This window comes from Pacificimonas sp. ICDLI1SI03, assembly GCF_054740865.1.
Genome location: NZ_JBSQAU010000002.1, coordinates 959786 through 972511 on the forward strand (window position 1 = coordinate 959786; position 12726 = coordinate 972511).

The 12726-nt window shown below is 61.8% G+C and carries 10 protein-coding genes; 3 read left to right on the forward strand and 7 right to left on the reverse strand.

The genetic code is table 11. The annotated features are described in order from the left end of the window. Positions 1-136 precede the first annotated feature (136 nt). The gene (locus tag ACSMXM_RS16480) at positions 137-3769 is read right to left on the reverse strand and encodes a hydantoinase B/oxoprolinase family protein (RefSeq protein ID WP_460317536.1); all 3633 of its coding nucleotides are present in this window, start codon (positions 3767-3769) and stop codon (positions 137-139) included. 128 nt (positions 3770-3897) lie between these two features. Here ACSMXM_RS16480 and ACSMXM_RS16485 point away from each other — a divergent pair, with 128 nt between their 5' ends. The 3 genes from ACSMXM_RS16485 (at position 3898) to ACSMXM_RS16495 (ending at position 6879) form a co-directional block, all read left to right on the forward strand. After that, positions 3898-5076, forward strand: coding sequence for a hypothetical protein (locus tag ACSMXM_RS16485; protein ID WP_460317537.1), 1179 nt, complete (start codon positions 3898-3900; stop codon positions 5074-5076). A 183-nt stretch (positions 5077-5259) separates the two neighbouring features. Then, on the forward strand, positions 5260-6360 hold the full coding sequence (ychF, locus tag ACSMXM_RS16490; RefSeq protein WP_460317538.1) for a redox-regulated ATPase YchF: 1101 nt from the start codon (positions 5260-5262) through the stop codon (positions 6358-6360). A 51-nt stretch (positions 6361-6411) separates the two neighbouring features. Further along, the gene (locus tag ACSMXM_RS16495; RefSeq protein ID WP_460317539.1) at positions 6412-6879 is read left to right on the forward strand and encodes a MaoC family dehydratase; all 468 of its coding nucleotides are present in this window, start codon (positions 6412-6414) and stop codon (positions 6877-6879) included. A gap of 14 nt (positions 6880-6893) precedes the next feature. Here the strand turns inward: ACSMXM_RS16495 and ACSMXM_RS16500 are convergent, their stop codons facing one another. The 6 genes from ACSMXM_RS16500 to petA form a co-directional block, all read right to left on the reverse strand. Further along, on the reverse strand, positions 6894-8192 hold the full coding sequence (locus ACSMXM_RS16500; RefSeq protein ID WP_460317540.1) for an O-acetylhomoserine aminocarboxypropyltransferase/cysteine synthase family protein: 1299 nt from the start codon (positions 8190-8192) through the stop codon (positions 6894-6896). 83 nt (positions 8193-8275) lie between these two features. Continuing rightward, positions 8276-8806: an adenine phosphoribosyltransferase gene (locus tag ACSMXM_RS16505; protein WP_460317541.1), complete on the reverse strand. Its 531-nt coding sequence runs from the start codon at positions 8804-8806 to the stop codon at positions 8276-8278. Further along, positions 8803-9669 (reverse strand): S-methyl-5'-thioadenosine phosphorylase, encoded by an 867-nt coding sequence (gene mtnP / locus ACSMXM_RS16510; protein ID WP_460317542.1) that lies wholly within the window; start codon positions 9667-9669, stop codon positions 8803-8805. The genes ACSMXM_RS16505 and mtnP overlap by 4 nt, the downstream gene beginning before the upstream one ends. Positions 9670-9792: 123 nt before the next feature. Then, complete coding sequence (locus ACSMXM_RS16515) at positions 9793-10641, reverse strand: cytochrome c1 (RefSeq protein ID WP_460317543.1); 849 nt, start codon at positions 10639-10641, stop codon at positions 9793-9795. 9 nt (positions 10642-10650) lie between these two features. Continuing rightward, the gene (locus ACSMXM_RS16520; protein ID WP_460317544.1) at positions 10651-11976 is read right to left on the reverse strand and encodes a cytochrome b; all 1326 of its coding nucleotides are present in this window, start codon (positions 11974-11976) and stop codon (positions 10651-10653) included. Next, positions 11976-12557 (reverse strand): ubiquinol-cytochrome c reductase iron-sulfur subunit, encoded by a 582-nt coding sequence (gene petA / locus ACSMXM_RS16525; protein WP_460317545.1) that lies wholly within the window; start codon positions 12555-12557, stop codon positions 11976-11978. The genes ACSMXM_RS16520 and petA overlap by 1 nt, the downstream gene beginning before the upstream one ends. Between the last annotated feature and the right edge of the window lie 169 nt (positions 12558-12726).

A 12726-nucleotide genomic window follows, 5' to 3' on the forward strand; every position in this document is an offset into this window, starting at 1 on the left:
GGAACCGGCCGCGCCAGTGCGGCGGCCCCGCTTGTCCAGTAGATTTGCACGGTGCGCGTAAACGTCAAGTGCATATGGGACGGAACGTGTAAGGATTTACGCTGCTTCTATCCCGGCGGGATGGGATCGCGATCCGCTAGCCCGGGTCTCCATAGCCGCCGCCGCCGCCTGGTGTTTCGATCAGGAAGGCGTCGCCGGGCGCCAGCGATGCGCTGCCCGTGCTGCCGATGGTTTCTATCGTACCATCGGCGCGTTCGACCCGGGCCGTACCTGGCAGGGCGTCTGCGCCACCGGCCAAACCAAAGGGCGCGATTCGCCGGCGGTTTGCCAGCAGGTTCGCCTCCACCGCTTCGCGGAACCGCAGACGGCGAACGACCCCGTCTCCGCCCTTGTGAAGGCCGGTACCGCCCGATCCGCGTCGAATGGAAAATTCCTCCAGCACGACGGGAAAGCGCGTCTCCAGGATTTCGGGATCGGTCAGGCGGCTGTTGGTCATATGCGTTTGCACCGCGTCGGCGCCGTCAAAGTCGGCGCCTGCTCCCGATCCGCCCGCTATGGTTTCATAATATTGGTAGGAATCATTGCCGAAGGTAAAATTGTTCATCGTGCCCTGCGCCGCCGCCATCGCGCCCAGCGCGCCGAACAGCGCATCGCAAATGACCTGGCTGGTTTCGACATTGCCGGCGACCACCGCGGCGGGAGGGCGCGGGTTCAGCATCGACCCCTCGGGAACGTGAATTTCGACTGGCCGCAGGCAGCCGTCATTCATCGGTATATCCTCATCGAGCAGCGTCCGAACGACATAGAGGACGGCGGCCCGCACGACCGCGTAGGGCGCGTTGAAATTTCCATCCAGCTGGGGCGAGGTGCCGGTGAAGTCCACGCTTGCGCGGTCCCCCTCTATATCGACCCTCACTTCAACCGCGGCCCCCTGGTCGAGCTCGTAGCGCATATGGCCGCCGCTGATCCGGCCAAGCAGGCGGCGGACGGCCGCCTCTGCCTGATCCTGCACATGTTCCATATAGGCGTCGACCACACCGCGCCCGTAATCGGCCGCGATGCGACGCAACTGTTCGGCGCCGCGCGCGCAGGCGGCAATCTGCGCCTTCAGGTCGGCAATATTCTGATCCGGGTTTCGCGCCAGATGAGGGCCGGAGCCGAGCAGTGCGCGGACCTCGCCATCCTGAAACGCGCCATTGGTCACAATGCGTACATTGTCGAACAATATGCCCTCTTCCGCGATCGTGCGGCTGCCCGGCGGCATCGACCCGGGGGCGATACCGCCAATGTCCGCATGATGACCACGCGCGGCCACCCAATAGGCGGGGGCGTCATCTTCCGGACGCAGGAAAACCGGCATGATCACCGTAATGTCGGGCAGGTGCGTGCCGCCAGCATAAGGATCGTTCAGCGCATAGACGTCGCCGGGGCGAACGCCATTGCCGCGCCTTTCGCGGACCGCAGCCACGCTGGCGCCCATGGAACCCAGATGGACGGGCATGTGCGGCGCATTGGCGATCAAGGCGCCCTTTGCGTCGAACAATGCACAGCTGAAATCCAGCCGCTCGCGAATATTGACGCTGGAGGCAGAACGCTGCAGCGCCGCGCCCATCTCCTCGGCAATAGCCATGAACAGGCCATTGAATATCTCCAAGCGGACAGGGTCCGGCGAAGCCACTGGCTGCGTTTCGCCGCCGGATGAAGAATCGAGAGCGCGGGGGGCGTGTCTGTCGCTCTCGGCGATGTTGTCCGCCGATCCGGTGCGCTCAAGAATTAGATTTCCGAGCCGGTCGACCTGCGCCGTCCAACCTGGTTCCACCATGGTCGTCGATACGCTGTCGAAGATCAGCGAAGGGCCGCAAACCGAAAACCCGACCGCCAGGGTGCTTCGGTCGTAAAGCGGCATCGGCGCCCCTGCATAGTTTGTCTGTCCGATGGGTTCGCCGGAACTGTCCGGCAGATCTACTTTGTTCTCTCGCCCCGACCCGGTCGCGGCAATTGCATCCACGCGGATCATCTCGACGATCAGTGGCGCATCGCCGACAAAGCCGAATTGCGCGCGGTGAGCATCCTCAAATGCAGCGCGCATTTCGGTGGTCGATGCAAAGGCAAGTTCTATGGCGTGGTCGGTACCCTCGTAGCGCAAAAATACCCGCGTCTCGGTCCGCGGTTCGGCCTCTGTGCCGCGCGCCTCTCCCAATTCGTCGAGGGCGGCGGCGGCGAGCGTCTGCCGCGCGTCCGTGATGGCGTCCTGATCCTCCAGCGGAATGCCCAGCGTCCTGCCGCGCGATGCCCGCCGGTCGGCCAGGCCCATGCCATAGGCGCTGAGCACGCCGGCATGCTGGTGGATCATGACGCGTTTCATGCCGAGCGCGTCAGCAACCAGACAGGCATGCTGTCCGCCTGCGCCACCGAAGCAGGCCAGGGTATAGCGCGTGACGTCGCGCCCGCGCCCGACGCTGATACGCTTGATCGCATTCGCCATATTGGCGACCGCAATGTCGATCAGGCCACGTGCGGCATCCTCTGCCGCCATGCGCTGGCCCGTCGCGGCCTCCATCTCGTCGAGGAGGCTGGTCATTCGACGCTCCGATGCGGCGCGATCGAGCGGCTGATCGCCGGTTTCGCCGAATACATGGGGGAAGTGGTCGGGCTGTACCTTGCCCAGGATCAGATTGCAGTCGGTAATGGTCATGGGACCGCCCCGCCGATAGCAGGCTGGGCCAGGCACCGCCCCCGCGCTCTCAGGGCCGACCAGCAGGCGCACGCCGTCAAAGCGGCAGACGGAACCGCCGCCCGCCGCCACGGTGTGTATCGCCATCATCGGTGCGCGAATGCGGGCGCCGGCGACCTGGGTTTCGTGGCTTAGCTCATATTCGCCGGCGTAATGCGACACGTCGGTCGAGGTGCCGCCCATATCAAAACCGATTATTTGGTCGAATCCGGCAGCCTCGGCCGTCTTTGCCATGCCGACGATGCCGCCTGCAGGGCCGGACAGAATCGCATCCTTGCCGCAAAACCGGCCGGGCTCTGCCAGGCCGCCATTGGACTGCATGAAAAGAACGTCCGCATCCTCGCCCAGACTGGCGGTCAGGCGGGCGATGTAACGGTCGAGGACGGGGGACAGATATGCATCCACCACCGTCGTGTCGCCGCGTCCGATCAGCTTGATCAGTGCGCCGACCTCGTGGCTGACCGAAACCTGGGTAAAGCCCACTTCCCGCGCCAGCTCAGCCAGCCTTGCCTCATGTGCGGGATGGGCATGGCCATGCATGGTGACAATGGCCGCAGCGCGCAGGCCGCGTTTTCGGGCGGCGGCGAGGCCTGCACGGGCATGATCCTCGTCGAGCGGCAAAAGAACTTCGCCGTCGACGGTGATCCGTTCCTGCACCTCCAGTACGTCGGCATAGACGGGTGCGGGCTTGACGATGTGACGCGCGAAGAGATCCGGGCGCGCCTGATATCCGATCGCCAGTGCGTCGCCAAAGCCCTGTGTGATGACGAGCAAAACAGGCTCGCCCTTGCGTTCCAGCAGGGCGTTGGTGGCAACCGTCGTTCCCATACGAAGATCGAGCGGCGGCAGCGCATCGCCCTTCGCCGTGCCGGTCAGTTGCCGCATGCCCTCAACCGCCGCATCGTCATATGCTTCGGGATTATCGGACAGCAGCTTTGCCGTCGTCACGCGGCCGTCCGGCCCCAGCGCAACGATATCGGTAAAGGTGCCGCCCCGGTCGATCCGGAATTGCCATTCGCGTGCTGCCAGCGCCATGGCCCGACTATCGACGCTGATGCCCGTGGGCACAAGGGGCAGGGCGTACGCAAAATTTTCCCGCTATGCTGACTTTTTGCTGTTAGAACGCCGCGCGTTTGGTCCCGCGCCCGCCATAGAAGGAACTCATGATGGAAATTCGCAATCCTTCTATTGTCGTTGAAAAGCATACACTGCGCTTAACCGCTGAAATCTTTACGGCAGGCGCGCGCGAGGAAGCCTATTTCGAGTTTCGGGGCGAGGGGCTGGCGGGACCGGAAAACGCAGCAGACCCATTTGTGGCGGCCATGCTGATGCCGGCCATGGCAAATGGCGAAGCCCTATCAGCCGAGCAGGCAATATCCCCACGCCTGCATACCCAGCTTCCACGTCTTGCCCGCATTTATCACCAATGGTTCCCGCAACTGCCGTTGGTCGATCTGAAGCTGGACCGTGGTACGACACTCGTCCGACCCACCGGACGGGCAGCCGCGTTTTTCTCGGGAGGCGTCGATTCGCTTTACACGGTCCTGAAACATATAAACGATGCCGCCGCACTGCCCGCCAGATTGACGGACATCGTTTATATGATCGGCGTTGAAAACCGCCTCGACCGGATGGGTGATCTCGCCGGCACAACCGAACAGGCCCGGAAGTTTGCCGAAGAGGTCGGCTTAAATCTGATTATCGGCACAACCAATCTGCGAAACATAGCGGAATCAACCGAGGTCACCCTGGAGTGGGAGCCACATTATATCGGCAGTGTGCTTGCCAGCATCGGCTTGGCGCTGTCCGGGAACTTCGATTTTATCTGCATCGGATCGACGCACAGTTATAGCGGCCTTGAAATGCGCTATGGCACGTCGCCCCTCACGGACGAGCTGTTTTCCAATGATGCCTGCACGATCATTCACGATGGCTGCGAAGTGACGCGCGCCGAGAAGGTCGAAAAGATTTTCGCCTGGGATGAAGACCTGACCAAGGCATTTCTGCGCGTCTGCGCCGTTAACGATGGCGAGGACTATAATTGCGGCAGGTGTGGTAAATGCGTTCGCACCGCGATTGAACTGGAACTGCTGGGAAAGCTGGATGGATTTCCAGACTTGGCCCGGCGCGACGAGGCACTGTGGTACAAGGGCAGCCTCTACGACAAGCGGTCTATTGTGGAAGAGCATCTCGCAATGGCTGAGCGCAAAGGGTTGTCACCCAGGCTAGAAAGCATGCTAAGAAAGGTGTTGAGGCGGCGCGACCGGATAGATGGATTTACCTCAGCGCTTTCATCCTCCCCGTTGGCTTTTATGGCCCGCCCGGTGCGCCGCCTTCTATAGGTCATAGCACGGGTGGCAGACGGCCGCCGCAGGTCTTGCATTCCGCCGCTGACGCCCCGATGAGAGCGGGCGCTGATGTGCAGGCATGGCTGCGAAATTTGGCGCACATCAATATATATCCCGCATATGGCGTCGCGGATTGCCGCCACTGTGCCTGGCGGATGAAAGAGGACTGAGAATTACATGGGTTTCAAATGCGGTATCGTCGGCCTGCCCAATGTCGGCAAGTCCACTCTGTTCAACGCCTTAACGGAAACGCAGGCTGCGCAGGCGGCGAACTTTCCGTTTTGCACGATCGAACCCAATGTCGGACAGGTCGGCGTTCCCGACCCCCGGCTGGACAAGCTGGCGGAGATCGCGAAATCGGCAAAGACCATTCCGACGCAGTTGGCCTTTGTCGACATTGCCGGACTGGTGAAGGGCGCTTCCTCTGGTGAGGGGCTCGGCAATCAATTCCTTGCGAACATTCGCGAGGTCGACGCCATCGTTCATGTGCTGCGATGCTTTGAGGATGACGACATCACCCATGTCGATGGCCGTGTAGACCCGGTTGCCGACGCCGAAGTCGTTGAAACCGAACTGATGCTGGCCGACGTTGAAAGTCTGGAGCGCCGGGTTCCCGCTGCCGAGAAGAAGGCGGCACAGGGAGATAAGGAAGCCAAGATCCAGGCGAGCGTTCTGGGGCAGGCGCTGAAATTGCTGCTGGATGGAAAGCCCGCCCGTCTGACCGAACCGAAGGATATCGAGGAGGCGCGTGTCTTAAAGCAGGCGCAGCTGCTGACAGCCAAGCCCGTGCTCTACGTCTGCAATGTCGGCGAGGAGGAAGCGGCGACGGGCAATGCATATTCCGAAGCGGTCGCGAAAAAGGCGGAAGCGGAAGGCGCGCTGAGCGTTGTGATATCCGCCGCGATCGAAGCGGAAATCAGCCAGATGGACCCAGCCGATCGCGCCGATTTCCTGTCCGACCTCGGCCTTTCCGAAACCGGCCTGTCCCGGATTATCCGTGCGGGATACAGCCTGTTGGACTTGATCACTTTCTTCACCGTGGGGCCAAAGGAAGCACGGGCCTGGACGACGCCGAAGGGTGCCACTGCACCGAATGCAGCGGGTGAAATCCACACCGACTTCGAGAAGGGCTTCATCCGCGCGGAAACCACCGCCTATGACGATTTCGTCGCTTGCGGCGGAGAAACGGGCGCGAAAGAGGCCGGCAAACTGCGCCTGGAGGGCAAGGAATATCTGGTCCGCGACGGCGACGTCATGCATTTCCGCTTTAATGTGTGAGGCAGGACGCTTGGTGACGGTCGCCCTTTTTTCAGCGCAGGAATCCTAATCATGAAATATCTAGAGGACCTGATCGTCGGTACGAAGGCGCAGTTTGGTCGCTATGAGGTCACGCGCGAAGAGGTGCTGGATTTTGCGCGCAAGTATGATCCCCAGGCGTTTCACCTGGATGACGAAGCGGCGGCCAAGACGCATTTCGGTCGGTTGAGCGCATCGGGATGGCACACTTGCGCGATGACCATGGCGATGATCGTCGAGGATCAGAAAAGTGACAGGCGAGCCGGGTTGGGTTCACCCGGGATCGACGAACTGCGCTGGCTGAAACCGGTCTTTCCCGGCGACATATTGCGCGTGGAAACCGAACTGACCGATGTGCGGCCCAGCCGGTCGCGACCGGAACTGGGTTCCGTGCATTCGCTGGTTACCGTCTTCAATCAAAAGGATCAGGCGGTGATGACCATGAAATCTATCGTCTTGGTGGCGACGCGGCCATCGACGGACTCCCAACTGGGCACATAGCGGGCAGGAGGCGTTTACGCCCCCGCCGCCGTCAGTGCCTGGTCGAGGTCGGCGATGATGTCGTCACTATGTTCGAGGCCAATGGACAGGCGGACATAGCCGGCCGATACGCCCGTCAGTTCCAGATCTTTTAACGACAGCTGAGAGTGGGTGGTCGACGCGGGATGAATGGCCAGGCTGCGGGCGTCGCCGATATTGGCGACATGGTAGAACAGCTGCAGCGCGTCGATGAAGGCGCGACCTGCCGCCTCTCCCCCCGCCAGTTCAAAGCCGACCAAGGCACCCAGACCGCCGGTCATATATTTCTGCGCGCGGTCCTTCTGCACCCCCGTCGCAAGCGACGGATGGATCGTGCGGGTCACCCCGCTCCGTTCGTTCAGGAAAGCGGCGACGTTCAGCGCATTGTCGCAGTGGCGGGGCATGCGTAGCGGCAGTGTTTCGACACCCTGGATCAATTGAAAAGCGCTGAGCGGCGATAGCGCGGCGCCCAGATCGCGAAGCAGCACGGTGCGCAGGCGGAGGGCATAAGCGACCGGCCCATGGGCCTTTGCCGCCTCTGCCCAGACAACGCCGTGATAGCTGGGGTCGGGCCGGTTCAGCATGGGCTGTCGCTTGGCATGTGCCGCCCAGTCCAAATTGCCGCCGTCGATGACCATACCGCCGATGCTGGTTCCGTGACCGCCAATATATTTCGTCGTCGAATAGACGATGATCGCCGCGCCATGATCGAAGGGGCGGCAGAGGAGGGGCGCGGCCGTATTATCCATGATCAGCGGAATGCCGAGCGGCCGGCCGGCCGCGGCGATCTCGCCTATGGGGCAGACGGCCAGTTTCGGATTGGGTAGGGTTTCGGCGTAAAAGGCGCGTGTCTTGTCATCCGCGGCGCGGGCGAAGGCGTCCGGGTCGGCGGGATCGACGAAACGCACCTCTATCCCCATGTCCGGTAGCGTGTTGGTGAACAGATTATAGGTGCCGCCATAAAGGTCGGTGCCGCTGACGATATTGTCCCCGGCGCGGGCGAGCGTCTGGATCGCATAGGCGGACGCGGCCTGACCGGACGCAACCGCGACGGCGGCCGCGCCGCCCTCCAGTGCTGTCACACGCTGTTCCAATATGTCGGTCGTGGGATTGCCGATCCGCGTGTAGATATTGCCCATTTCCGACAGAGCGAACAGGCTCGCGGCATGTTCGGTGTCGCGAAACTGATAGGAGGTCGTTTGATAGATAGGCGGGGCGACGGCCCCCGTGGCGGGATCTGCGCGCCAGCCGGCGTGAAGCGCCAGGGTTTCAGGATGCAGCGTGCGTTCGGCCATGGATTTCCGCCCTTCAGATGGGAAAGAGTGCGCGCATCCTGCCATCTACCTTCGCGAAAGCAATGGGCGGCGGGGCCAGTCGGCTATTCGCCCTCGAATTCGATCAACGCGTGGACATCCAGGCCGCTGTCGCGAAGCCGCGCCGCACCGCCTAGGTCCGGCAGATCGATCAGGAAGACGGCGCCGGCGCATTCGCCACCCGCGCTTTCGATCAGTTTTGTCGCCGCGATGGCAGTGCCGCCAGTGGCGATCAGATCATCGACGATAAGAACGCGGGCATCCTTCGGTACCGAATTCTGGTGCATTTCCAGCCGGTCGGCACCATATTCCAGCGCATAATCGGCGCCCATGGCGGGACCGGGGAGCTTGCCCGACTTGCGGATCATCAGAACGCCGGCATCCAGCCGCGCGGCCATTGCGCCCGCGAAGAGGAAGCCGCGCGCCTCTATACCGGCGACCAGATCAATATCGCGGGGCGCAAGCGATACCATGCGTTCGACGGCATCGCCGAAACCGGCCGGGTCGGTCAGCAGGGTCGAGATGTCGCGAAAACGAATGCCGCGGCGCGGATAATCGGGAATCGTCCGAATCAACGATTTCAGATCGATCGTCACGAGAGGACACGTCCGGCAATCGTTTGCAGCGCACGGACTGTCATGTCCGGCCATGCCGCGCGGGGGGTGATGATGGCGTGGTCGAGTGCCCTGTCGCAGCCATGCGAACACGGTTGGCGGTCGCCATGATCGAGACGGGCAAGGGCGGTAACGATGTTGCGTGCATATTCCACATTGGCATGCATCACAGAAAGGATGTCTGCCGTATGCGCGCCGCCCTCGTCGTCCTGCCAGCTGTCATAGTCGGTGACCATGGCCATGACGGCGTAACAAAGCTCCGCCTCCCGCGCGAGGGCGGCTTCGGGCATGGCTGTCATCCCGATCACATCCAGGCCACCGGCGCGATAAAGGCGCGACTCCGCCCGCGTTGAAAATTGCGGTCCCTCCATGCAGAGATAGGTGCCATTTTGTGTGACATTGATTTCGGCCTGGGCTGCAGCATCTCCGACAATGCCGCGGAGACGCCCGCAAATAGGATCGGAGAGGCCGACGTGCGCGGCGATCCCCTCTCCGAAGAAGGTGCGCGGCCGCGCCCGCGTGCGGTCGACGATTTGATCGATCATCACGAAACTGCCGGGCGGCAGTTCTTCCCGGAAGGAACCGCATGCCGCTACTGACAGGACATCGGTGCAGCCGGCGAGCTTCAGTGCGGCGACGTTTGCGCGATAATTGATTTCATGTGGAAGAAGGCGATGGCCGCGGCCATGCCGGGGCAGGAAGACCATGCGTCGCTCGCCGATACGGCCGAAGAGCAGGTCATCGGAAGGATTGCCCCAAGGGGTCGTGACTGGCCGCCACTCGCGATCTTCCAACGAATCGAGATCGTAAAGTCCGCTGCCGCCAATGATGCCCAGAACGGTCACGTCAAATATCTGACCCGGGCGAGCGGCAATCCATAAGTCTGCGTGATTTGCAATGCGGTCTGGCGCGACCGGTTATGGATTGCCGCCCGAAAGGGAGTGACGGCCAAAAGGGTGCTGAAGCCCTCAGTGCTTCACGTCCGCCCACACGCGGCGATATGCGACGTAGGCGAAGGCCGTGAAGATGATCAGGAAGACGATGGTACCGATACCGGCGGCCTTGCGGGCCTCCATCTTCGGTTCCGCCGCCCAGGTCAGGAACGCGGTCACGTCCTGACCCATCTGGTCGACCGTTGCCGGCGTACCATCGGCATAGGTGATGAGGCCATCGGAAAGCTGCGGCGGCATGGCGATCCACAGGCTGTGGAAATGCGGGTTGTAGTGCAGCCCTTCTGAAACCTGATCCTCAGGGAAGTTGGCAGGGACAGGCTCATAGCCGGTAATCAGCGAGTAAAGATAGTCGGACCCGTGGGGCCGTGCCTTCGTCAGCAGCGACATGTCTGGCGGCAGCGCGTTGTTATTGGCGGCGCGTGCAGCGATCTCGTTCGGATAGACGAGCGGGATGGTATCGGCAGGCGTGGCCTTACGCGTGGTCGTCTCGCCAGTGTCCGGATTGATGTCTGGAACTTCGTTGATCCAGTCGGCAGCGATCTGCTTCACCTCGGCTTCGTTGAAGCCGATATCCTGAAGGCTGCGGAAAGCGACGCGCTTCAGGCTGTGACAGCTGGAGCAGACTTCCTTGTAGACCTGAAATCCGCGCTGCAACTGACGATCGTCGAAGCCGCCGAAGACGCCGAGTCCCATCGGCCCTTCCCAAGACCAATGAACGTCCTTGTTGGAGGCGTGGAATTCTTCACGGACCAGATCGGCCTCGCTGGTTTCCGCACCTGCAGAGTCGATGAGGCCGGTGACGGCCGCAAGCGCCAGTACGAAGATGAATACCAGCCCGATGGCGTAGGAGATGAAACGAAACATGTATGCGTCCTATTCAGCGGGCTGAGCTTCGGGAGCGACGGGGGCGGGACCGGAGTCTGGCTGCCCTGCGGGCGCGCCGGTCGATTCCTTGCCCTTCAAGACCGCTTCGGAAATCGATGCGGGCAGCGGCAAGGGCGTCTCCGTCCGCGAAACGAGCGGCAGGATGATCAGGAAGTGCGCGAAATAGTACATCGAGGCGATCTGCGAGATGATGATGTACGGCTGTTCCGCGACTGCACCGCCACACCATGACAGCACGATAATGTCCGCGGCCAGCACCCATGTCCACATGCGCGCCTTCGGGCGGTAGCGCATCGACTTGACCGGCGACGAGTCGAGCCATGGCAGGAAGAAGAGCAGCACGATGGCTGCACCCATGGCGATCACGCCCCACAGCTTGGCAGGCAGGATGAAGTCGAACGTAAAGGCGCGCAGGATCGCGTAGAATGGCCAGAAATACCATTCGGGAACGATGTGCTCCGGCGTCGCAAGGGCGTTCGCCTCGATATAATTATCCGGGTGCCCAAGGAAGTTCGGCATGAAGAACAGGAAGATCGAGAAGGCGATCAGGTAGACGCCGACGCCGAACAGGTCCTTTGCCGTGAAATAGGGGTGGAACGGGATTGTGTCCGCGGGCCCCTTCACCTCCACGCCCGTGGGGTTGTTCGACCCCGGGATGTGCAGCGACCAGATCTTCAGAATCACCACGCCGGCGATCACGAAGGGCAGCAGGAAGTGCAGGCTGAAGAAGCGGTTCAGGGTCGCATTGTCCACTGCAAAGCCGCCGAGGAGGAAGGTCACCAGCGTGTCGCCGACGATCGGGATCGCGGAGAACAGGTTGGTGATAACGGTCGCACCCCAGAAGCTCATCTGACCCCAGGGCAGAACGTATCCCATGAACGCCGTTGCCATCATCAGCAGGAAGATGACCACGCCAAGCATCCAGACCATCTCACGAGGGGCCTTGTAAGAGCCGTAATAGAGACCGCGCCACATGTGCAGATAAACGACGATGAAGAAGAAGCTGGCGCCGTTGGCGTGCATGTAGCGCATCAGCCAACCATAGTTGACGTTGCGCATGATGTGCTCAACGGAGGAAAACGCCACCTCGGTATTGGCCGCGTAATGCATGGCCAGAACGATGCCGGTGACGATCTGGATCAGCAGCGCGAGGCCGGACAGAACGCCGAAATTATAGAAATAATTGATGTTCTTAGGCACTTCATAGCCGCCGCCGACCGATCCATAGACCAGACGAGGGAGCGGCAGACGCGCGTCCATCCATTTGCCGAAATCGCTCTTCGGCTCGTAGGGTTTGCTCCAGCCAAAGGACATCAGCCGATCCTCACATTGGTGTCGGACAGGAATTCATATTCGGGAATGACGAGGTTCTTCGGCGCCGGACCCTTCCGGATGCGCCCCGCGTCATCATAATGCGATCCGTGGCAGGGGCAGAAGAAGCCGTCGAAGTCGCCCTTCACCTCGCCCGAGGCCACCCCAGAAGGAATGCAACCAAGGTGAGTGCAGACGCCAACTTGGATCAGATACTGGCGATGCCCGTCCTGGGTGCGCTCATCATAGGTTTGCGGATCGCGCAGCGAGGAAACATCCACTGCCTGTGCTTCGGCGATCTTGGCGGGCGGGAGGTGCTGGATGAAAACGGGCTTGCCGCGCCATGACACCTTGATGCCCTGCCCCTCGGCCAGCTGTGCCAGGTTGACCTCAACCGATGCCAGCGCCAGCACGTCGGCACTGGGGTTCATCTGATCGACGAACGGCCATATGGCGGCAACCGCGCCCACGCCTGCAAAGGCGCCGGTGGCGACATAGATGAAATCGCGACGACGGACACCATCTGGAGAATGACCGACGGCTTCGCCGACAGTGTGATCCCCGGCGTCAGGAGCTGTTGCCATGAAGAAGTCCCTGTACTCTTAGGTTGCGGGAGCGCGCGGGTTCTCGCTGCCAGCCCCCATCTGAAATGCTGCCGCGCCTGATAGCCGCGCAGAGGGCAAAAGTGCAACGGGCAATTTGCCGCGAGACCTACCTCATGTTCCGCGAGTTGTTCGACCTTCACTGGCACCG